The following is a 23,628-nucleotide window of genomic DNA, read 5'->3' as shown; positions in this document are numbered from 1 at the left end:
ACCCCGCCCTGGCGGAGGGTCAGCGACGGCGGCCGCGGCGGGCCCTGGGCGTCTTCAGCTCCTCGAAGCGCGGCAGGTCGCCGTCGAGCAGCCGCTGCCAGGCCCGGCGGTACAGGTCCGCCGCCGGCTCGCCGGGCACCTGGGCACCCGGCAGACCGCCACCGCCGCTGCCACTGCCACTGCCACTGCCACTGCCACCAAACAGCGGCAGCTTCCAGCTCTCCAGCGGCAGCCGGGGGCTGCTCTGCTCGCTCCAGCCGCCGGGGAGGAAGAGCGTGCGTCCGGCGCGGGTCCGGGTGGCCTGCACGACCAGGTCGCTCGCGGCCAGCTCGGCCCGGGCGGCCTTCAGCCGGGCCGGCTTCCAGCCCGTCCAGCGTGCGGTGTTGCGGTCGGTCGGGTCGGGCATCGCCAGCAGCATCAGGTAGAGCACGGCGGCGTCCGCGCCGAGCCCGTGCCGTTCGGTGACGGCCTCGACCAGCTCGGGCACCGAACGCGACGGGTCCTGCGGCCACCAGGTGCCGTCCGCGCCGCGCTCGCCGGCCGCCGGGTCGCCCGGGTCGCCGAGCAGCGCCGCGAAGTCGGCCGAGCGCACCGCCTTGAGGGCGGTCTCGACCGGGAAGGGCTCGGCCCCGTCGGCCCGCAGCACCGGCAGGTAGGGGTCCTCGCCGACCGCGTCGAGCAGGGCGGTGCGGATCGCGGGTGCGGGCTGGTCGTCGTGGGTGGCCAGCAGCACCGCGCCGTACCGCTCATAGCCCTGGCCGGCCTCGGTCGGGGTACCCGCGACCTTGCGGAAGCGGGACAGGCTGACGTACCGGCCGAGGTCCAGCAGCAGCTCGGGGTTGGCCAGCCGGGCGCGGACGGCGTCCAGCGCCCCGGGCAGCCTGGCCCGCAGCGGGTCCCCGGCGGGCAGCCGGTGGGCCAGCCAGCCGGCCATGGTGACCGCGGCGACCAGGGCGGCCGCCGTGAACCCGGGGCGCCCGGGGTCGGTCGGATGAGCCCGGTCGCCCTTGATGGCCCAGGCCAGATCCTCGGTCAACTCCCGGGTGGCGGCCGGGTCGAGCACCGCGGCCAACGCCTGGCGGGCCGGCCAGTCGGTGCGCACCGCGCGGCCGGCCTCGGCCAGCAGTGCCTCCGGGACGGCGACCCGGCGGCCCACCAGCTCGTTCCACACCCGGGCGGCCGCCTCGGCGTCCGGGCCGCTGGTCCACAGCAGCCCGGGGTCGGCGGGCAGCAGCGCGGTGAGCAGCCGCCGCCGGGTGAGCGGGGTCAGGGCGCGCAGCTCGTCCCGGGCCACGGCCGCGTCCGCGACCTTCAGCCCGAGCAGCGCGCGGGTTCCGGCAGGCAGGAAGTTGCGCTGCCAGCCCTCCATCCGCGGCAGGCCCGCCAGCACCAGCGTGGCCAGCGTGCCGGTGACGCCGGTGAGTTCGGCGAACCGCGCGGCGGCCTCGGGGAACCACGGGGCGGGCTCGCGCTCGGCCGCGACGGCCAGCAGCGCGGCGGCCCGGTCGTCCGGCACGGCGCCCGCCGGTGCTTCGGCGGCGAGCAGCGCGTAGGGCGCGGGCACGGTGAACCGCTCGGCCGGGTCGTGGAAGAGCGCGGTGCTCTCGATGTCCCCGTTGTCCCGCGCGGTGCTCTGCACGAAGAGCAGGAAAGCGCCCTCGCCCAGCGCCAGCAGCCGGACCTGGTTGTGGTGCCGGACACGGCCGCCGAGGGCGGCCGCGTCACGGCCGGCCGCCTGTGCGGCGGGCAGCCGCAGCCGGACGGTGCGCCAGCGGGCGGCGCCCGCCGTGCTGGTCAGGCCGAGTTCGGCCAGCGCCTCGGCGAGGCCGCGCAGCGTGGTGCGGTCATCGGGGGTACTGGCCGCCGAGACCGCGCGCAGCGCCACGGCTTCGGCCAGCGCGGGCAGCTCCGTCCAGAGCAGCCGCTGGCAGGGCGCCTCCGGGGCGTCCAGGTGCAGGGTGCCCGGCGCCGCGGCCGGGGTTGCGGGGCGGGCCGCCTTGGCCAGGAACCAGAGCTGCTCCGCGCCGGTGCGCGAGTCCCGCGAGCCGTACCAGCCGCCGAGCGCGCCGAGACCGTCGAGCGCGAGCCCGAGCGGCTCGTCGCCGGGCCCGGGCGCCTCCTCGGCCGGGGCCGCGCCGCCCGCGAGTTCCAGCTCCAGCCGTTCGGCGACGGCGGCCAGCCGCTGCCGCGGGCTCACCGCGCAGCGCACCACGCCCGCGATGCCGGCGATCAGCGCCTCGTCGGTGACCTCGGGCAACCGGGCGCGGATCTCGGCCGCCAGGTCGGCCGGGCGCTCCGGGTCGGCCGGGCGCTCCGGGTCGGCCGCGGTGGCAGCCTTGAGCAGGGCGGCGGCCGTCTCGTCGGTGAGCCGGCGCAGCGCGGCCGAGCCCTGTGGGTCGCGCGGGCGCAGGTAGTGCCAGAAGCGCAGCGGCGGCAGGATCAGGGTGCCCTGGGCGAAGGCGCCGGGGGCGGCGTCGGTGCGGGCGGTGGCGGTGGTGGCGCCGTCCGCGTCGACCAGCCGGATGCCGTAGCTGCCGTCGCGGACCACGGCCTGCGGACGGGCGGCGCCGGGGAAGTGCACCAGGCGCAGTGGCGTGCCCCGGTGCGGGGGCAGCGTGATGGCCCCGCCGGCCAGGTCCTCGCCGCGGTGCGAGCCGTCCGGCAGGTGGATCACCCGCCAGCCGAGCAAGCCGTCACCGGACAGGCCGTCACCGAGCAGGCCACCGCCGGACAGGCCGTCACCGAGCAGGCCACCGCCGGACAGGCCGTCACCGAGCAGGCCACCGCCGGACAGGCCGCCGCCGAGCGGACCGCCGCCGGACAGGCCGCCGCCGAGCGCGGGCTTCACCCAGCCGGACTCCAGCACGCTCTCGGCCGGCGCCTCGCGCAGCGCGTCGGCGAGGAAGGCGGGCGCGCTCGCCCGGCCGATGGCGCCGGTGGCCGGGTCGTACTCGTGCCAGGCCGGGTGGCGGTTGCCCTCCGGGTCGGCCCACACCCAGCAGGACCGCCCGTCGCTGATGACCGCGCGCTCGGCGGGCAGCGCGGTGTCCCCGGCCCGCACCACGCCGTGGCCGGTGCTGCGGCCGCCGCCGGGCAGCGGCAGGCCGTGGGTGTCCAGCGAGCCCAGCCAGTAGGTGCGGATACCGCGGCAGCCGGTGCCCTCGGGCATGGTGAACACCTGGTCGGCGGCGGTGTGCCAGTAGCCGAGCACCCGGCGGTTGTTCGCCTTCGAGCGCCACTGGACCAGCAGCGAGCCGTCCACGTAGTGGAAGCCGCGCTCGGTCGGGTCGCCGGCCGGGAACCGCAGGTCGTGGGTGAGCACGGTGCCCTCGGCGCCGAGCACCCGGGCCTGGGTGGCGCCGGAGGCGATCAGGTGCGGCCAGGCGTCGGCGACCACGATCTCGTCGACGTCCTTGCGGGGGACCAGCTCGGCGGCGGCCTGGTCCCAGGCGGGCCAGCCCAGTTCGTCGAGCAGTCCGGCCCGCAGGCTGCGGGCCAGCAGGCCGGTCAGGTCGGTGCGGGCGGCCGCCCGGACCTCGTCCTCGGCGAGCACCAGGACCTCGCCGGGCAGCCAGTCCAGCCGGTCGAAGGCGCCCGCCAGTTGGGGCAGGCCGACCGCGGCGGAGCTGCGGGCGACCTCGGCCATCCAGTCGGCCAGCAGCGGGCGACCACCGGGCGAGCGGGCCAGCAGGCCCAGGGCCTGCCGCCCCGCCGGGTTGTTGCCGAGCCGGTCGGCGCCGCGCCGGAAGGCGGCCCGGAAGCGCGGGTCGGCGGCCAGCGCGAGCAGGTCGCGCCGCTCCTCCTCCTGCGCCCAGTTGTCCAGCCGCAGGCTGGTGCGCTCGGTGGGATCGGCCACCGGAACACCCAGGGCGAGCAGCTGGTCCAGCAGGTCCAGGTCGGTCTCGGGGATCCGCACCGCCGTGCCCGACGCCGCGAGTTCGGCCCGCAGCTGGTCGACCAGCTCGTCGACCAGCGGGTAGAGCGCGGGGATCCGGGCCCGGCCGCCCCAGCGGCTGCCGTGCCGGTCGAGGAAGCGGGTGAGCCACCCGGCGGTGCCGTCGGACGGACGCTGCTCTGCCGGCAGCGTGCCGTCGCACAGGCCCGCACTCGCACCGGTCTCGGCGAGGATGTCCAGCCAGAGCGCGCCCGCCTCGTCGTCGTGGGCGAACGGCAGCAGGTCGAGCAGCCGGCCGCGGACGGCCGCCTCGCGCCGGCCGAGCGCCACCAGGCCCTCGCGGTGGCGCCGCCACCAGCCGGTGGCGGCGCGCAGGGTGGCGGGCAGCTCCAGCAGTTCGGCGAGGTAGTCGCCCTCGGCGGCCTTCGGGTCCAGCCCGGCCTCCCGGGCCAGCCGGCGCAGGTCGGTGGCCATCACGGCGGACGGCTCCAGGCCCCCGGCGGTGCGGCGCACGCACAGGTGCCGGAACCGCTCGAACGCCTCGTCGGCCGGCACCCGGGTGCTGAGCTCCTTGGCGTACCCGGACAGCACCTTGACGGGCAGCGCGCCGGCCAGTGCGAACTCCAGGAAGACCGCGTCCAGGCGCTGCTCGTCCACCGTCAGGCCGTGCTGGGCCTCGGCCTTGCGCGCCCTGGTGAACAACTGGGCGGCGTACTGCGGGTTCTCGGCACCGAGGAAGACCCGCCCCGCCTGCTCGTAGAAGGTCGGCAGGAAGTGCGGCACGGCCGCGGCCAGTCGCTGACCGAGCGCCAGGTAGCCGTCCAGGGCGGCCTTGGGCCGGCCGGTGGCCTGCCGGGCGAGCCTCTCCAACTCGGGTACCACGCCCAGCGCGTGGTGGCCGTCCTGCGGGTGGTGCGCCAGCACCCACTCGGGGAATCCCAGTGCCTGGCGCAGACCGAGCCCGACCTCGGCCGGCACCCCGTCCGGCTCCAGTCCGAGGAACCCGGCGACCAGGTCCTCGGCGGCGCCCAGCTCGGCCGGCACCAGCCGGACCACGACCCGCCCCTCCAGGCCGGGGTGGCGGTAGCCGCGGGTGGTCAGCGGCACGGCGCGCTCGCCGGCGCCCTCGGTGCCCGGCGGCAACACCGCGCCGGCCCGCAGCAGTTCGGCGGCCCGCATCTCGGTCGTCATCACCGTGCTGTTCCCGTTCTCGGTCACCGTGCTGTTCCCTTTCGCGTCCGTCCGCGTGATCGTCGGCGTGCTGTTCCCGTTCGCGCCCGTCCGCGTGATCGTCGGCGTGCTCATGCCTGCTTGCCTTCCTCGACCGTGCGGCCCGCGTACAGCGCGGCGGCCATCCGCATCCCCTCCGACCAGGCGACCGGGCCGACCTCACGCAGCGTCAGTGACCGGCCGTCCGCGTCCCGCCAGCACAGCGCGCCGGTCTCCGCGACACCGTCCCAGTACGGCTCGCCGATCCACACCGTCGGCTCGACCGTGTGCCCGCCGTCCCGCACCCGCCCGGTCGCGTAGCCGCCGGATACCCGGTAGCCGAGCGAGGTGGCCCGGGCCGCCAGACCGAACCGTGAGGAGAACCGGCCGCCGGCGAACTCCCTTACCTCGGTGGCCTTCTCCGGCTGCTCGGCCGGCTTGCGCCAGGTCGCCCGGTGGATCTGCTCCACCCCCTGGACCACGCCCAGCTCGGCCGCGAACTCACGCAGCTCGTCCAGGTCCGCCAGCAGCACGGGGTGCGGCAGCGTCACCGTGGCGGGCGATATGCGCACCGTCTCACCGTCCAGGTCGACCAGCCGCAGCTCGCCGTCCGGCGTCGCGTCCCGCAGGAATCCGACCTCGTCGGCGCCCTCCCCCACCACGGCCAGATCGCGCAGCGCCGCCTGCCACGCCTCGTCCGGCCACACCCGCGCCAGCAGCCCGGTCGGCACCGGCAGCGAGGAGACCATCCAGGCGTCCACCTGCTCCCGGCAGGAGGCGGCGTGGCGCTCCAGCCAGGTGGCGAACCGGCGCAGCCGATCCGTCTCGGGGTGCTCCCGGACGGCCTTCGGCAGCGATTTCAGCACCCTGCCACCGGAGCGACCGCGCGTCGACCGCGCCGTCACCCTGCCCTCCACCAGGGCGACCTCGTACCCGTCACCCGCCGCCAGCCAACCCATAACGGACCCCACCTCATGCTCGACACGTCGTCAGAAATCCCGCAGCTGAACGGGGGTCCGGACACCCGTTTCGCGGTGATGTGGGAAAGCTAGCGCCCCTCACGGACAACGGCTGCCGGAGTGGGCGGGGCTGTGCGGCAGGCCGTCGGGCGGGTGCGGGTCGTCGCTGTACGCACCAGGCAGGGACGGGGGTCGGATATGACGCAGATCACAGGCCGGGGCGGGTGGCGGCGGTCCGCGGGGCGGGGCGTCGGGCGGGGCGTCGAGCGGGATGCCGGGCCGGGCGTCGGGCGGGGTGTCGACCCTTGACATGCCGTGGGGATGCTGGATTACTGGGCCTTGCCGCAGACAGACCGAATGGTCGGTCGGTACCAGAGTGGTGGTGGACTCCATGACACAGACCTCCGACGCGGGCGGCCGGCGCCTGGGCGAGCCGTTGCCCGCCGAACTGCTCGACGAGGCCGAGCGGCTGCCGCCCGAGGAGCTACGGGCGCTCCAACTCACCCGACTGCGCGCCACCTTGCGGCACGCCTACGAGCATGTCGAGCTCTACCGCCGCAAGTTCGACGCCGCCGGAGTCGGCCCCGAGGACTGCCGCAGCCTGGCGGACCTGACCAGGTTCCCGTTCACCACCAAGGCCGACCTGCGCGACACCTACCCCTTCGGCATGTTCGCCGTGCCGATGGACCAGGTGCGCCGACTGCACGCCTCCAGCGGCACCACCGGGCGTCCCGTGGTGGTCGGCTACACCGAGCGCGACCTGGACACGTGGGCCCAGGTGATGGCCCGCTCGATCCGCGCCGCCGGCGGCCGCCCCGGGCACAAGGTGCACATCGCCTACGGCTACGGGCTGTTCACCGGCGGCCTCGGCGCGCACTACGGCGCCGAGCGGGCCGGCTGCGTGGTGATCCCCGCATCCGGCGGCATGACGGCCCGCCAGGTCCAGCTGATCCAGGACCTCCGACCCGAGATCATCATGGTCACCCCCTCCTATCTGCTCACCCTGCTCGACGAGTTCGAGCGCCAGGGCCTCGACCCGCGGGCCACCTCGCTGCGGGTGGGCATCTTCGGCGCCGAGCCGTGGACCGAGGAGATGCGCCGCGAGATCGAGGCGCGGATGGACATCCACGCCGTGGACATCTACGGCCTGTCCGAGGTGATCGGCCCCGGGGTCGCCCAGGAGTGCGTGGAGACCAAGGACGGCCTGCACGTCTGGGAGGACCACTTCTACCCCGAGGTGGTCGACCCGCTCACCGACCGGGCGCTGCCCGACGGCGAACACGGCGAGCTGGTGCTCACCTCGCTCACCAAAGAGGCACTGCCGGTCATCCGCTACCGCACCCGCGACCTGACCCGCCTGCTGCCCGGCACCGCCCGGCCGGCCTTCCGCCGGATCGAGAAGATCACCGGCCGCTGCGACGACATGATCATCCTGCGCGGGGTCAACCTCTTCCCCAGCCAGATCGAGGAGATCGTGCTGCGCACCCCCGGCGTGGCCCCGCACTTCCAGCTCCAGCTGACCCGCCACGGACGACTGGACCGGCTGACCGTCCTGGTGGAGGCGGACTCGGCCACCACCGGCACCACCGGCACTGGCACCCGCACCCACCCCGGCACCCACACCGGCGCCGGCACCGGCACCGGCACCGGCACCGAGCAGCGCGAGGCCGCCGCCCGGGCGATCGCCAGGGCGGTCAAGGACGGGATCGGGGTGAGCGTGGAGGTGGCGATCGTCGAGCCGGAGACGCTGGAGCGCTCGGTCGGCAAGATCCGCCGGGTCCGGGACCTGCGCGGGGCGTGAGCCCCCAAGGGGCCCCTCAGAGGATCCCGGGGAACCCCCGGAGAACTCCCGGAGGACCCCTCGGGACGCCTACCCGGGGTCACCACGCCGTCACCAGGCACTTGATCTTGCGTGTGGATACGATTACCGTACGTATGGTTGCCTTAAGCAACCAGCCGTTCGGAGACGGGGCATGCCCGGGCCCCTGGAGATCTGATGGTCCGTCACCATAGGCTGACACCAACGGATATGACGAAAGGCCGGCGAGCAGGGGGAGCGCGCGCCGACCGCAGAAGGGACCGACCGCCATGCCTGGCGACGACCAAGAATTTGGCATGTACGTGGAGGAAAATCTCAACGCGCTCGCGCGCTGGCCCGAACGGGAGGCACTGGTCCACGGGGAGCGGCGGATCAGCGCGGGAGAGCTGCGCGGACTGATCTACCGGATGGCCCGCGCGCTGCTCGACCAAGGGCTGGGCAGCGGAACGACCGTCACCCTGCTGAGCGGCAACCTGCCCGAGACGCTGGCGGTGCGCTACGCCGCCAACCTGATCGGCTGCACGGTCAACCACCTCTACAACAAGCTCTCGACGGACGTGCAGGCCGCGATCGTGCAAGACATCGAGACCACCGCGCTGATCGTGGACCCGCGGCTGACCGACCGGGCCACCGAGCTGCTCGCCCTCGCAGCGGTGCCCACCGTCCTGACGCTCGGCCCGGCCACGGTCGGCAAGGACCTGCTGGAGCTGGCCGCCGGCCAGTCGGCCGAGCGGCTGGCGCCGCTGGCCAAGCCCACGGACATCATCAGCATCCGCCACACCGGCGGCACCACCGGCCACCCCAAGGGCATCTGCACCACCGTCCGGCAAGCCGCGGCCTTCCAGAGCAAGCTGGAGGAGTTCACGGAATCGGAGCGCCAGCTGGTCTGCACCACCCTGGCCCACGTGGCCGGCCACCTGGCCGACCGGACGCTGGGCGGGGGCGGCACGGTCGTGCTGCTGGAGGACTTCGACGCCGGCGAGGTGCTCGCCACCGTCGAGCGGGAACGGATCACCCAGCTGTTCGTCCTGCCGCCGCTGCTCTACCAGTTGCTCGACCACCCGGACGCGGCCGGCACCGACGCCTCCACCCTGCGCAGCATCGTCTACGGCGGCTGCCCCGCCTCCCCCGCCCGGCTGCTCGACGCCCTGCGGCGGTTCGGCCCGGTGCTCTTCCAGTTCTACGGTCAGAACGAGGTCGGCGGGATCTCCACGCTCGGCACCGCCGATCACGACCCCGAGCGCCCCGAGCTGCTGCGCTCGGCCGGCAAGGTGCTGCCCGGGGTCGAGGTGGAGATCCGCGACCCCGAGGGCCGGGCCCTGCCGGTCGGCGAGCTCGGCGAGATCTGCGTGCGCTCCGACGCCGTCATGGAGGGCTACTGGAAGCAGCCCGAGCTGACCGCGGAGGTGCTGCGCGGCGGCTGGCTGCACACCGGCGACCTCGGCCGCTTCGACGAGGAGGGCTACCTCTACATCCTCGACCGACTGAAGGACATGATCATCGTGGTGGGCGGCCACGTCTACACCACCGAGCTGGAGGAGGTGCTCAACTCCCACCCCCAGGTCCTGCAGAGCGCCGTCTTCGGCGTCCCCGACGCCGACCGGATGGAGCAGGTGCACGCCGTGGTGGTGACCGCGCCCGGCGTCGAGGTGGACGAGCGCGAGCTGCGCGCGATGGTGCGCGAGGAGCGCGGCGCGATGTACGAACCGGCCCGGATCACCTTCACCGGCGCGCTGCCGCTCACGGACGTCGGCAAGCCGGACAAGAAGCTGCTGCGCCGTCAGGCGGAGGAGCTGGCCGGCTGACCTTTCGGTCAGGTGGATGACTCGCCCCGGGCTCCGCAGGGTTCTCCCCCGCGGGGCCCGGGTGCTGTTGTCGGAGGCGCTGTAGTCGGAGGCGCTGTTGTCGGAGGCGCTGTTGTCGGACCCGGGTCCTAGATTGCGGGCATCGCCAGATTGCGGGCATCGTCCGCGAAGACCCGCACGACAGGGAGGACCTCCTCATGACAGCACCGGTGAAGGGCCCCGCCAGCTACTTTCCCTCGATCGAGCAGAAGTACGGCCGCCCGATCGCGCAGTGGCAGGAGCTCATCCACGCCTCGCCCCTCGGCAAGCACATGGAACTGGTCTCCTGGCTGAAGACCGAGCACGGCCTCGGCCACGGCCACGCCAACGCCCTCGTCGCCCACACCCTCGCGGAGGGCCGGGGCAGGTGACCCGGGGGCGGGCGCACCGCGGTTGCCCGCCCCCGGCCCTCGCCTCAGGCCTCCAGGTGGCCGGTGATGGCGCGGGCGATCCGGGCGATCGGGCCCGGGTTCATCAGGCCGTGATGGGTGGCGTCCACCGCGTGGTCGGTCACACCGCCGTCCAGATGGCGGTGCCAGACGGCTGAGCCGGGTGTGCCCTCGGGCCGCTCGCGCAGCGCGGTGAAGAAGAGCACGTCACCGCGGTACCGACCGGGCCGGTAGGCCCGCATCAGCCGGATGTGGCGCTCCCAGGCCTCGCCCATCGCGAGCAGGTCCTGCGCCGAGAAGGCGGCGGCCGAGCTGTCCACCAGGGCCTGGACCACCTGGTCCCGGGTGAGCGCGGTGCCGGCGGGGGCCGGACGCTCGGCGCCGAACATCTCCAGGAAGACGGCCAGCGTCTCCTGCTCGTCGCGCTCGGTGCCGGACACGGTGTAGTCCGCGTGCGGGTAGGCGTCCATGATGCCGAGCAGCGCCACCTCCTCGCCGAGGGCCTGCAAGTGCTCGGCCATCGCGAAGACGACCAGGCCGCCGAAGGAGTGGCCCAGCAGGTGGTACGGCCCGCTCGGCTGGACCTCGCGGATCAACGCCACGTAGTCCGCGGCCATCTGCTCGACGGTCTCCGGCAGGCCGTCGGCCCGGGTCAGGCTGGCGGCCTGCAGAGCATAGAGCGGGCGACCGGGCAGATGTGGCAGGAGGCGGCTGTAGCCGAGGCCGACGCCGTACCCCGCGTGGACGCAGAACAGCGGCGGCAGTTCGCCGTCCCGGCGCAGCGGCATCAGCTCGGCGAACTTGTCGCCCGGGTCGGCGCCGTCAGTGTCCAGGAGGCCGGTCAGCCGCGCGGCGAGGCCGGCCACGGTGGGGGCCTCGAAGAGGTCGCGGAGTGCCAACTCCACGTCCAGGGCGGTGCGGACGCGGCTGATCAGGCGGGTGGCGAGCAGGGAGTGGCCGCCGAGGTCGAAGAAGCTGTCGTCGATGCCGACCTGCTCGCGGCCGAGGGTCTCGGCGAAGAGGACGGCGATCACCTCCTCCTGCGGGGTGCGTGGGGCGCGGTGTGCGGTGGCGGGGGTGTGGTCGGGGGCGGGCAGGGCGTTGCGGTCGAGTTTGCCGTTGACGGTCAGCGGCAGGGCATCGAGGACGACGATCGCGGTGGGGACGAGGTACTCGGGGAGGGTGGCGGCCAACTCGGCCCGCACCGCGGCCAGGTCGATCTCCTGATCGGTGGCCGGGACGGCGTAAGCGACCAGGAACTTGACGCCGGGCGCGTCCTCGCGGACGAGGGCTGCCGCCTGGGCCACCGGCGGCAGCGCCAGCAGGGCGGCTTCCAGTTCACCCAGCTCGATGCGGAAGCCGCGCAGCTTCACCTGCCGATCGGCTCGCCCGGCGAACTCCAGCACACCCGCCGGGCTCCAGCGGGCCAGGTCACCCGTGCGGTACAGGCGACCCCCGGACGGGCCGAACGGGTCGGCGACGAAACGCTCCGCGGTCAGGCCCGGACGGTCCAGATAGCCGCGCGCCTGACCGGCACCTCCGAGATACAACTCCCCCACACAACCCACCGGCACCGGACGCAGCGCCGCATCCAGCACGTACAGGCGGGTGTTGTCCAACGGACGCCCGATCGGCAGCGCCCCGGTGGGCCGCTCGGTCACCGTGTGGGTGACCGCGAACGTCGTGGTCTCGGTGGGACCGTAACCGTTCACCACCACCGTGCCCGGACAAGCCTCCAGCACACGGGTGACGGCGGCCGGGGAGACCACGTCACCGCCCGTCCACACCTCCCGCACACCCGCGAAGCTCTCGGGCCGCTCGTCGGCGACCAGGCCGAACAGACCCGCGGTGAGCCACAGCCCCGTCACCCCGCGCTCCGCGATCAGCCCGGACAGCACCTCCGGAGTGAGGTCGGTGGCCGGGGCCACCACCACCTGGCGGCCCCTCAACAGCGGCACCCACAACTCCATGGTCGAAGCGTCGAAGGAGTACGGCGAATGCAGCAACACCCGCTCCATCGCCTCCCCACCGAAGCGCCGGTCCATCGCCAACGCCACCACATCCGCCTGCGTGACCGCCACACCCTTCGGACGACCCGTCGAGCCCGAGGTGTACATCACATACGCCAGCTGCCCGGCACGGCTCTCGACCTGGACCGGGCCCTGGACCGGGAAGTCGACCCCGTCGACCTCCACGTCCTCCACGTCCTCCGCATCCTCCGCGAGCAGCACGACCGTGGCGGGCAGCTTCTCCGCCTCCACCCGCAACGCCGCATCGGCGAGCACAAGCGTCGCCCCCGTCTCCGCAACGATCAACTCACGATGCGCCTGCGGATACCGAGCATCCAACGGCACGTAGTAGCCGCCCGCCTTCACCACCGCCAGCAACGCCACCACCAGATCGGCCGAGCGCTCCATCAACACCGCCACCGCTGTCTCCGCACCGACCCCCCGCGCCGCCAGGCGGCGGGCCAGCGCGCCCGCCCGAGCATCCAGCTCCCCGTACGTCAGCACAACCGACCCAGCCACCACCGCAACCGCATCAGGCGTACGCGCCACCTGCGCCGCGAACATCCCCGGCAACGTGCCGGTGGGGAGCTCGGTCTCGTGCCAACCGTCGAGCAGGGTCCGCCGCCGCGCGTCGTCCAGTACCTCGATCCGGGCGAGCCCCGACTCCGGCGCCGTCTCCAGTGCCTCGACCAGGCCCGCGACAGCCTCCTGCGTCAGGGCGCAGACCAGGTCGGGATCGATCGGCGCGACCGTCTGGGCGGTGAGGACGAAGCCGGTGCCGAGGTCGTCGATCGACACCGTCACCGGGTAGTTGGTGCGCTCGTGGCTGTGCAGCACCTCGACACCGTTCGGGTCCGCGTCGGGCACGGCCGCCGAGCTGTGGCGGTAGTTCAGCAGCGCGGTGAAGAGCGGCGCACCGCCGCCGATGCCGCTGGCCCGCTGAGCGAGGGCGAGCGGGGCGTGCTCGTGCACCAGCAGACCGGCGAGCCGGCCGCGCATCGCGAGCGTGGCATCCAGCACGCTCACCCCGGCGGTCGGCACCCGCACCGGCAGCGTGTTGATGAACAGGCCCGGCACCCGGTCCGAGCCGCCGCCGGCATTCATCCGGCCGAACAGCACCGTCCCGAAGACCACGTCGTCGCGGCCCGACGTGGCCGCCACCACGCGTGCCCAAGCCGTGTGGAAGACCGTGGCCGGGCTCACCCCGAGCAGCCGCGCCCGCTCGCGCAGCCGCGTGGCGAGGCCGGGAGCGAGGTGCAGCTTGGCCTCCGCCGCGCCCGAGGCGTCGCCGCGCACGTCCAGCAGGCCGAACGGCGCGGTCGGCTCGTCCACGTCGCCCAGCATCCCGGTGAAGAACCGCTCATGCTCCTCCCGGGTGATCCCGAGACGCGCCAGGGCGACGAAGTCACGGAACGGCAGCGGAGCGGCCAGCTCGTCGCGGCGGCCCGCGAGGATGCTGTTGATCTCGGCGAACAGCACCTCCATCGCGGTGTGGTCGGTGGTCAGATGGTGCCGCTGGAGCAGCAACAGCCAGCGGTCGGTACCGGGTTCGGCGGCCACCCACGCGTACAGCAGCGGCGCCTGGGCCAGGTCCAGGGCCGCGGGGCAGACGGCGAGCAGTTCGGCAGCCGGGTCCGCGCCGCCGATCTCGACCTGCCGGACCGGCAGTTCGGCATGCCGGGCCACCACCTGGACCGGCTCGCGCAGGCCCTCCCAGAGAACAGCCGTACGCAGGATGTCGTGCCGGTCCACGACCTGCTGGAGCGCGCCGAGCACGGCGTCCAGGCCCTCGCGCGAGTCGAACCGCAGGACGGTCGGCAGCACGTACACGTCGGCGCGGTCGTCGCCCGCCGCCATCAGGTGGTGGAAGAAGATGCCCTCCTGGAGCGGGGCGAGCGGGTAGATGTCGGCGATGTTCGCCGCACCGCCCGGGAACACCTCGGTGATCGCCACGATCTCGGCGGCGGACAGCTCCACCAGACTCAGCATCTCGGGCGTGATCACCTCCGCACCCGCCGGAATCCGGTTCGGCGGCACGACGACCTCCGTACCGGCGGCGGCCTGCGCGAGGCCCGCGACCGTCGGCGCCGCGAACAGTGCCCGGATGTCGACCCGCACCCCGCGCGCCCGCAGCCGCTCGACCAGCGTCACGGCCAGCAGCGAATGCCCGCCCAGCTCGAAGAAGTTGTCCTCCACCCCCACCAGCGGCACACCCAGCACCTCGGCGAAGACCTCGCAGAGCACCTCCTCGCGCGCGGTGGCCGGGCCGCGGTGGGTGACGGCGACGACGAAGTCGGGGGCGGGGAGGGCATTGCGGTCGAGCTTGCCGTTGGCGGTCACGGGCAGCGCGTCGAGGACGACGACGACGGCCGGGACCATGTACTCGGGCAGCGTGGCGGCGAGGTGGGTGCGCAGTGCGGCCTGGTCCAGGTCGCCATCGGGGACGAGATAGGCCACCAGGTTCTCGTCACGCACCAGCACGGCGGCCTGAGCGACCTCCGGGTGGGCGGTCAGCGCGTGCTCGATCTCGCCCAGCTCGATCCGCAGACCACGGACCTTCACCTGGAAATCGGTACGGCCCAAGTACTCCAGAACACCATCCACCGACCACCGCACCAGGTCACCCGTGCGATACATCCGCGAACCAGCCCCACCGAACGGATCGGCGACGAAGCGCTCGGCGGTCAGGCCGGGGCGGTTGAGGTAGCCGCGCGCCAGCTGCACGCCGGCCAGGTACAACTCCCCTGGCACGCCCACCGGCACCGGCTGCAGAGCCGCATCCAGCACATACACCCGGGTGTTCCACACCGGGCGACCGATCGGCACACTCGCGCCACCGATCCCCTCCCGACAGTCCCACGCCGTCACATCGACCGACGCCTCCGTCGGCCCGTACAGGTTGTGCAACGGCACATCCAGCACCGCGAAGAAGCGGTCCCGCAACTCAACGGGCAGCGCCTCACCCGAGCACAACACCGCCCGCAGACCCGTACACCCCGCCGCAGCCGGCTCCTGCACGAAGACCTGCAGCATGGACGGTACGAAGTGCGCCACGGTGAGCCGCTCGCGCTGGATCAGCTCGGCCAGGTAGGCCGGGTCCCGATGACCACCCGGACGGGCGACCACCAGCGTCGCACCCTCCAGCAGCGGCCAGAAGAACTCCCACACCGACACATCGAACCCGAACGGCGTCTTCTGCAACACCCGGTCAGCTACACCGAGTTGATACTCGGCCTGCATCCACGCCAACCGGTTCACAATCCCGCGATGCGGAACCGCCACACCCTTGGGACGGCCGGTGGAACCAGAGGTGTAGATCACGTACGCCGGGTGCTCCGGCAGCAACTCGCGGGTGACGTCACCCCAGTCCGCGCCGGACACCGCGACGTCGTCGACCACCAGCTCCGCGACACCAGCCGGCAGCTCAACGGCGCAGGCACGCGTCGTCAGCACCAATGCAGGGGCACAGTCCCCCAGCACATATGCGATGCGCTCCGCCGGATACTCCGGATCCACCGGCACATACGCGCCTCCGGCCTTCAACACCGCCAGCAGCGCCACCACCAGGTCGAGCGAGCGCGGCAACACCACCGCCACCCGGCTCTCCGGCCCCACCCCGTGCTGCGGCAACACCCGAGCCAAGCAGTTGGCCCGCGTATTCAGCTCCGCATACGTCAGCTCCACGCCCTCGAAGACGGCGGCCACCGCCTCCGGGCTCCGCGCCACCTGCGCCTCGAACAGCTCCGGGAGGGTGGCGTCGGGCGTCTCGGTGGCGGTGTCGTTCCAGGCGGTGAGCAAGGTGTGGCGCTGAGCCCGGTCGAGGACGTCGATCCGGGCGAGCGGTGTCTCGGGCGCGCTCGCCAGCGCCGTGACCAGGCCGCGCACCGCGCTGCCGAACAGCGCGCAGAGCAGCTCCGGGTCGATCGGGTCGGCGGCCTGGACCGAGAGCCCGAGATCGGTGCCGTGGTCGTCGATCGACACGGTGATCGGGTAGTTGGTGCGCTCGTGGCCGTGCCGGACCTCGATGCCCACCGGTTCGGGCGCGGCGTCGGCGCCGGACGGACCGTTGCCGTGACGGTAGTTGAGCAGGGTGGTGAACAGCGGTGCCGGGGCGGCGATCCCGCTCGCCTGCTGCGCGAGGGCGAGGGGCGCGTGCTCGTGGACGAGCAGGTCGGCGAGCCGGCCGCGCATCACATGCACGGCCTCGGTGACGCTCAGGCCCGTGGTGCGCAGCCGGACCGGCAGGGTGTTGATGAACAACCCGGGAACCCGGTCGGCGCCGGTACCGGCGTTCATCCGGCCGAACAGCAGCGTGCCGAAGACCACGTCGTCACGGCCCGCGGTGGCCGCCACCACCCGCGCCCAGGCGGTGTGGAAGAGGGTCGCCGGGCTGACCCCGAGCGCCCGGGCCCGCTCACGCAGGTCGGCGGCGAGCGCTGGCTCCAGGCTCTGCCGGGCCTCGGTGACCCGGGTGCCGTCGCCGCGCACGTCCAGCAGGCCGAACGGCGCGGTCGGCTCGTCGACGTCGCCGAGCAGCTCGGCGAAGAACCGCTCGTGCTCCTCGCGCGAGACGCCGAGCCGGGCCTGGGCGACGAAGTCACGGAACGGCAGCGGGGCGGGCAGCTCGTCGCGGCGGCCGGCCAGGATGGTGCGGATCTCGGCCATCAGGATGTCCATGGCCGTGTGGTCGGTGATCAGGTGGTGGCGGTGCAGCAGCAGCAACCAGCGGTCGGTACCCGGTTCGGCGGTGATCGAGGCACGCAACAGCGGCGCGGCGGTGAGGTCGAGCCGCGGACGGCAGGCGGCCCGCAACTCGGCGAGCGGGTCACCGGCAGGCTCGTCGGCGCCGCCGAGCTCGACCGTGACGACCGGCAGTTCGGCGCGCCGGGCGACCACCTGGACGGGCTCCGGCAGGCCCTGCCAGTACACCGCGGTGCGCAGGATGTCGTGGCGGTCCACCACGTGCTGCAGGGCGGCGAGGAAGTCGTCCAGGTGCTCGCGCGAGTCGAAGGTGAGCGTGGTCGGCGAGACATAGAGGTCATCGCCGTCACCGGCCTCGCCCGCCGCCATCAGGTGGTGGAAGAAGATGCCCTCCTGGAGCGGGGCGAGCGGGTAGATGTCGGCGATGTTCGCCGCACCGCCCGGGAACACCTCGGTGATCGCCGCGATCTCGACGGCGGACAGCTCCACCAGACTCAGCATCTCGGGCGTGATCACCTCCGCACCCGCCGGAATCCGGTTCGGCGGGACGACGACCTCCGTGCCCGCGCTGTCCTGCGCGAGGCCGCCGACGGTCGGCGCGGCGAACAGCGCCCGGACGTCGACCCGCACCCCGCGCGCCCGCAGCCGCTCGACCAGCGAGACGGCCAGCAGTGAATGGCCGCCCAGCTCGAAGAAGTTGTCGTCGAGGCCGACCTGCGGCACACCGAGGATGTCGGCGAAGACCTCGCAGACGATCTCCTCGCGCGCGGTGGACGGCGCGCGGTAGGTCGCCTCGGAGCTGAACTCGGGGGCGGGGAGGGCCTTTCGGTCGAGCTTGCCGTTCACCGTCAGCGGCAGCGCGTCGAGCACGACGAACGCGGCCGGGACCATGTACTCGGGCAGCACGGCCGCCACGTGCTCACGCAGCTGCGCCTGGTCGAGGTCGCCGCCCGGGACCAGGTAGCCGACCAGGCGGTCATCGCGGACCAGTACCGCAGCCTGGGCAACCTGCTGATGATCCGTCAGAGCATGCTCGATCTCGCCGAGTTCGATCCGGAAGCCGCGGATCTTCACCTGGTCGTCGGCGCGGCCGACGAACTCGATCAGGCCGTCCCGGTTCCACCGGGCCAGGTCGCCGGTGCGGTACATACGGGTGCCGGCCGGGCCGAACGGGTCGGCGGTGAAGCGCTCCGCGGTGAGCCCCGGACGACCGAGGTAGCCGCGAGCCAGCTGGGCGCCGGCGATGTACAGCTCACCGGCCACACCGACCGGCACCGGGCGCAGCGCGGCGTCCAGCACATAGGCGCGGGTGTTCCACATCGGGCGCCCGATCGGCACCACCGCGCCCTCGGCCAGTTCGCCCGCGTCGAGCAGGTGGTCGGTGCAGCCGACGGTGGCCTCGGTCGGGCCGTAGTGGTTCACCACCGCCACGCCCGGGTTGCGGCGGCACCACTCGGCCAGCTGCGCACCGCGCACCGCCTCGCCGCCCACCATCAGCAGACCCGACGGAATGTGACGATCCGTCAATGAGTCGAGATAGGACAGGCCGCTGGGGGTCACCTTGAGGAAGGTCGGACGGTTGTCGCCGAGGGCGGCGGGCAACTGCTCGTCGAGGGCCGCGACCTGCACCCGGCCGCCGGAGGCGAGTGCGCCGTACAGTGCGGTGACACCGGCGTCGAAGGAGATCGAGGCGTGCAGCAGTGTGCTGCCCGCCAGCTCGGGATAGGCGAGCACGGCCCGGGAGACGTAGTTGACCAGGCCCGCGTGCGGGAGCACGACGCCCTTGGGCCGGCCGGTGGAGCCCGAGGTGTAGATCAGGTACGCGGGGTGCTGGGGCAGCGCGGCCGGGGCAGGGTTTGCTGCGTCGTAGCCGGAGAGGTCGAGTTCGTCGACCACCAGCCGCCGCCGTTCGTCGGCAAGGTGGGCGGTCTGCCTGGTCACCAGGACGAGGGCCGGGTGGGCGTCGCCGATCATGTAGGCGATCCGCTCGGCCGGGTAGTCGGGGTCGATCGGCAGGTACGCACCACCGGACTTCAACACCGCGAGCAGCGCGACGATGAGCTCGACGCGGCGCTCCATCAGCACCGCCACCACCGACTCCGGGCCCACCCCCTGGGCGGTCAAGTGGCGCGCCAAGCGGTTGGCGCGAGCGTTCAGTTCGGCATAGCTCAGCTCAACACCCTGGGACAGCACGGCGATCGCCTCAGGCGTGCGGACAACCTGGGCCTCGACGAGAGAGGTCAGGGTGGCGACGGGAACCTCGTGCGCGGTGTCGTTCCACTCGACCAGAAGGCGGTGACGCTCGGCCTCGGTGAGCACCTCGATGCCCGCGACCGGCAGCTCCGGAGCCGTGACGGCCGCACGCAGCACACGCACGAAACGCTCGGCGAGGCAGGCGGCGTCGTCCACGTCGAACAGGTCACGGGCGAAGGTGAGCGTGCCGCCCAGGCCGGCGGGCGCACCCTCGACGGTGAAGTTCTCCGCGAGCGTGAACGCGAGGTCGAAGCGCGCGGCGAGCTGCCCCGCCGGGACCAGCGAGGCGGCCAGGCCCGGGAGTTCCAGCACGCCGGCGGCATTGTTCTGCAGCGACAGCATCACCTGGAAGAGCGGGTGGCGGGCCATCGAGCGGGACGGTGCCAGCTCCTCCACCAGCCGCTCGAACGGCACATCCTGGTGCGCGAACGCCGCCAGGCCGGCCTCCCGGACCCGGGCCAACAGCTCGCCGAAGCTCGGATCACCGGACAGGTCGGTACGCAGCACAAGGGTGTTGACGAAGAACCCGACCAGGTCATCCAGCGCCTCGTCGGTACGACCCGCGACGGGGGTACCGATCGGGATGTCCGTACCTGCACCGAGGCGCGACAGCGTGGCCGCCAGCGCCGCCTGGAGCACCATGTAGACCGTCACGCCCTCGACCCTGGCCAACTCAGCCAGCCGATCATGCAGTTCGACCGGGACGGTGAGCTCGACGGTACCGCCGGCGTGGCTGGCCACCGCCGGGCGCGGGCGCGAGGCAGGGAGCGCCAGCTCCTCCGGGACCTCGGCAAGCGTGGTCCGCCAGTAGGCCAACTGCTGGGCGAGCAGGCTGTCGTGATCGTCCGCCGAACCGAGCAGGTCACGCTGCCACAGCGCGTAGTCCGCGTACTGCACCGGCAAGGCCCGCCACTGCGGCGCCACACCGGCCAGGCGAGCGGCGTACGCGACGGAGACGTCACGCGCCAGCGGAGCCATCGACCAGCCGTCACCCGCAATGTGGTGCACCACCAGAACGAGCACATGCTCCTCCGGCGACTCGGCGAACAGCCAGGCATGCACCGGGAGTTCGGTGCGCAGATCGAAGGTGTGACGAGCGGCCCGGGCCACCGACGACTCGTCGAGCCCGTCGACCACCGTCAACAACGCACCGACACCATCGACCGCCAGCACCCGCTGCTGCGGCTGACCGTCGACCGCCGGGAACACCGTACGCAGCACCTCGTGCCGCTCGACCACATCCCGCAACGCCGCCTCCAGCGCCGGGGCATCCAGCGCACCGGAAAGCCGCAGGCAGAGCGGGATGTTGTAAGTCGCGCTCGGACCCTCCAACTCACCCAGGAACCAGAGACGCTGCTGCGCGAACGACACCGGCACCCGGTCGGGGCGGGGGCCGGCGGTCAGCGCCGGACGGCGACGGCTCGCGTCGCCCAGGAGGTCGGCCAGGCGATCGGCCAGCGCGGCGACGGTGGGGGCCTCGAAGAGCAGCCGGAGGGATATCTCGGCGTCCAGTGCCGTGCGGATCCGGCTGATCAGGCGGGTGGCGAGCAGGGAGTGGCCGCCGAGGTCGAAGAAGCTGTCGTCGATGCCGACCTGCTCGCGGCCGAGGGCCTCCGCGAACAGACCGCACAGGGTTTCCTCCTGCGGGGTGCGTGGGGCGCGGTGTGCGGTGGCGGGGGTGTGGTCGGGGGCGGGCAGGGCGTTGCGGTCGAGTTTGCCGTTGACGGTCAGCGGGAGGGCATCGAGGACGACGATCGCGGTGGGGACGAGGTACTCGGGGAGGGTGGCGGCCAACTCGGCCCGCACCGTGGCCAGGTCGATCTCCTGATCGGTGGCCGGGACGGCGTAGGCGACCAGGAGCTTGACGCCGGGCGCGTCCTCGCGGACGAGGGCTGCCGCCTGGGCCACCGGCGGCAGCGCCAGCAGGGCGGCTTCCAGTTCACCCAGCTCGATGCGGAAGCCGCGCAGCTTCACCTGCCGATCGGCTCGCCCGGCGAACTCCAGCACACCCGCCGGGCTCCAGCGGGCCAGGTCACCCGTGCGGTACAGGCGACCCCCGGACGGGCCGAACGGGTCAGCGACGAAACGCTCCGCGGTCAGGCCCGGACGGTCCAGATAGCCGCGCGCCTGACCGGCACCTCCGAGATACAACTCCCCCACACAACCCATCGGCACCGGACGCAGCGCCGCATCCAGCACGTACAGGCGGGTGTTGTCCAACGGACGCCCGATCGGCAGCGCCCCGGTGGGCCGCTCGGTCACCGTGTGGGTGACCGCGAACGTCGTGGTCTCGGTGGGACCGTAACCGTTCACCACCACCGTGCCCGGACAAGCCTCCAACACACGGGTGACGGCGGCCGGGGAGACCACGTCACCGCCCGTCCACACCTCCCGCACACCCGCGAAGCTCTCGGGCCGCTCGTCGGCGACCAGGCCGAACAGACCCGCGGTGAGCCACAGCCCCGTCACCCCGCGCTCCGCGATCAGCCCGGACAGCACCTCCGGAGTGAGGTCGGTGGCCGGGGCCACCACCACCTGGCGGCCCCTCAACAGCGGCACCCACAACTCCATGGTCGAAGCGTCGAAGGAGTACGGCGAATGCAGCAACACCCGCTCCATCGCCTCCCCGCCGAAGCGCCGGTCCATCGCCAACGCCACCACATCCGCCTGCGTGACCGCCACACCCTTCGGACGACCCGTCGAGCCCGAGGTGTACATCACATACGCCAACTGCTCGGCACGGCTCTCGACCTGGACCGGGAAGTCGACCCCGTCGACCTCCACGTCCTCCCCGAGCAGCACGACCGTGGCGGGAAGCTTCTCCGCCTCCACCCGCAACGCCGCATCGGCGAGCACAAGCGTCGCCCCCGTCTCCGCAACGATCAACTCACGATGCGCCTGCGGATACCGAGCATCCAACGGCACGTAGTAGCCACCCGCCCTCACCACCGCCAGCAACGCCACCACCAGCTCGACCGAGCGCTCCATCAACACCGCCACCGCCGTCTCCGCACCCACCCCCCGCGCCACCAGACGACCTGCCAGCGCGCCCGCCCGAGCATCCAGCTCCCCGTACGTCAGCACAACCGACCCAGCCACCACCGCAACCGCATCAGGCGTACGCGCCACCTGCGCCGCGAACAGCTCCGGCAACGTGCCGGTGGGCGCAGCGATCGCCGTGTCGTTCCAGCCGACCAGCAGCGTCTCCCGCTCGCTCGCCGCCAGCACGTCCACGGCGTCGACCGGCCGCCCGGGCTCGGCGACCAGGGCGCGCAGCACACGCACGAAGCGCTCGCCGATCCGCTCGGCCGCCTCGGCGTCGAACAGGTCCAGCGCGTAGGTGAGGTTCCCCCACATCCCCTCCGGCGCCTCGCCGAAGGTGAAGTTCAGGTCGAACTTGGCCGGTGCCTGCCCGCCCGCCAGCGGCGCGGCCGTCAGCCCGGGCAGGTCCAGCACCGGCTGCGCGTTGTTCTGCAGCGACAGCATCACCTGGAAGAGCGGGTGCCGCGCCATCGAGCGCACCGGAGCGAGGTCCTCCACCAGCCGCTCGAACGGCACGTCCTGGTGCGCGAACGCGTCGAGGCCGGTCTGCCGCACCCGTCCCAGCAGCTGCCGGAAGGTCGGGTTGCCGGACAGGTCGGTGCGCAGCACGAGGGTGTTGACGAAGAACCCGACCAGGTCGTCCAGCGCCTCGTCCATCCGCCCGGCGACGGCGGTGCCGATCGGGATGTCGGTACCGGCGCCCAGGCGTGAGAGCAGCACCGCGACGGCTGCCTGCAGCACCATGAAGACGGTGCCGCCCTCGGCGCGCGCGAGGTCGGCCACCGAGCGCTGGAGCTCGGCGGGGACGGCGAAGTGCACCGTGCCGCCGCGGTGGCCGGCAACGGCCGGGCGCGGGTGTGAGAAGGGCAGCGCCAGCTCCTCCGGCAGCTCGGCCAGCGTGGAGCGCCAGTAGGCCAGTTGCCGGCAGAGCACGCTCTGCGGGTCGGTCTCCTCGCCGAGCAGCTCGCGCTGCCAGAGCGCGTAGTCGGCGTACTGGCCCGGCAGTTCCTCCCAGGCGGGCGCCGTGCCGGTCAGCCGGGCCGCGTACGCCGTCGACACGTCCCGGGCCAGCGGGCCCATCGACCAGCCGTCGCCCGCGATGTGGTGCACCACCAGGAGCAGCACGTGCTCCTGCGGATCGGTGCTGAACAGCCAGGCGTGCAGCGGCAGATCACGTGCCAGGTCGAAGCTGTGCCGGGAGGCACCGGCCACCGCGCGGCCCAGCGCCGCCTCGTCCAGCCCGGTGGCCGGGATCACGGTCAGCAGCGAGGCGACCGTGTCCGGCTCCTGGATCTCCTGCCAGGGCTGCCCGTCGACGGCCGGGAAGACGGTGCGCAGCACCTCGTGCCGCCCGACCACGTCCCGCAGTGCGGCGTCCAGCGCCGGAACGTCCAGCCTGCCCGTCAGGCGCAGGCCCAGCGGGATGTTGTAGGTGGCGTTCGGACCCTCCAGCTCGCCCAGGAACCACAGCCGCTGCTGCGCGAAAGAAACCGGAAACATCAGAACTC

The 23,628-nt window shown here is 73.2% G+C and carries 6 protein-coding genes; 3 read left to right on the top strand and 3 right to left on the bottom strand.

All coding sequences use genetic code 11. From position 1 onward, the window contains the following. Positions 1–19 precede the first annotated feature (19 nt). Together ACFZB9_RS19525 and ACFZB9_RS19520 are read right to left on the bottom strand one after the other, a co-directional pair. On the bottom strand, positions 20–5,074 hold the full coding sequence (locus ACFZB9_RS19525; RefSeq protein WP_391449024.1) for a DNA-binding protein: 5,055 nt from the start codon (positions 5,072–5,074) through the stop codon (positions 20–22). A gap of 122 nt (positions 5,075–5,196) precedes the next feature. Beyond that, the gene (locus ACFZB9_RS19520) at positions 5,197–6,063 is read right to left on the bottom strand and encodes a DUF4132 domain-containing protein (protein ID WP_391448708.1); all 867 of its coding nucleotides are present in this window, start codon (positions 6,061–6,063) and stop codon (positions 5,197–5,199) included. A 391-nt stretch (positions 6,064–6,454) separates the two neighbouring features. Between ACFZB9_RS19520 and paaK the strand changes: the two genes are divergently transcribed. The 3 genes from paaK (at position 6,455) to ACFZB9_RS19505 (ending at position 10,097) form a co-directional block, all read left to right on the top strand. Further along, positions 6,455–7,864, top strand: coding sequence for a phenylacetate--CoA ligase PaaK (gene paaK, locus ACFZB9_RS19515; RefSeq protein WP_391448706.1), 1,410 nt, complete (start codon positions 6,455–6,457; stop codon positions 7,862–7,864). 287 nt (positions 7,865–8,151) lie between these two features. Next, complete coding sequence (locus tag ACFZB9_RS19510) at positions 8,152–9,687, top strand: AMP-binding protein (RefSeq protein ID WP_391448704.1); 1,536 nt, start codon at positions 8,152–8,154, stop codon at positions 9,685–9,687. 197 nt (positions 9,688–9,884) lie between these two features. Beyond that, positions 9,885–10,097 carry a DUF4287 domain-containing protein gene (locus ACFZB9_RS19505; RefSeq protein ID WP_391448702.1) on the top strand — a complete coding sequence of 71 codons (213 nt, stop codon included), beginning with the start codon at positions 9,885–9,887 and terminating at the stop codon, positions 10,095–10,097. Positions 10,098–10,141: 44 nt separating this feature from the next. On the opposite strand, the gene ACFZB9_RS19500 is transcribed toward ACFZB9_RS19505, so the two are convergent. Then, positions 10,142–23,620, bottom strand: coding sequence for an amino acid adenylation domain-containing protein (locus ACFZB9_RS19500; RefSeq protein ID WP_391448700.1), 13,479 nt, complete (start codon positions 23,618–23,620; stop codon positions 10,142–10,144). Positions 23,621–23,628: the final 8 nt, after the last annotated feature.

The sequence above is a fragment of the Kitasatospora sp. NPDC008050 genome (assembly GCF_042957465.1).
Lineage (GTDB): Bacteria > Actinomycetota > Actinomycetes > Streptomycetales > Streptomycetaceae > Kitasatospora.
This window is presented reverse-complemented; position numbering and strand designations above follow the sequence as displayed.

Excerpts from the sequence above, each read along its gene's own strand:
- paaK (WP_391448706.1), top strand. The coding sequence starts at position 6,455 with ATGACACAGACCTCCGACGCGGGCGGCCGGCGCCTGGGCGAGCCGTTG.
- ACFZB9_RS19500 (WP_391448700.1), bottom strand. The coding sequence starts at position 23,620 with ATGTTTCCGGTTTCTTTCGCGCAGCAGCGGCTGTGGTTCCTGGGCGAG.
- ACFZB9_RS19520 (WP_391448708.1), bottom strand. The coding sequence starts at position 6,063 with ATGGGTTGGCTGGCGGCGGGTGACGGGTACGAGGTCGCCCTGGTGGAG.
- ACFZB9_RS19505 (WP_391448702.1), top strand. The coding sequence starts at position 9,885 with ATGACAGCACCGGTGAAGGGCCCCGCCAGCTACTTTCCCTCGATCGAG.
- ACFZB9_RS19525 (WP_391449024.1), bottom strand. The coding sequence starts at position 5,074 with ATGCGGGCCGCCGAACTGCTGCGGGCCGGCGCGGTGTTGCCGCCGGGC.
- ACFZB9_RS19510 (WP_391448704.1), top strand. The coding sequence starts at position 8,152 with ATGCCTGGCGACGACCAAGAATTTGGCATGTACGTGGAGGAAAATCTC.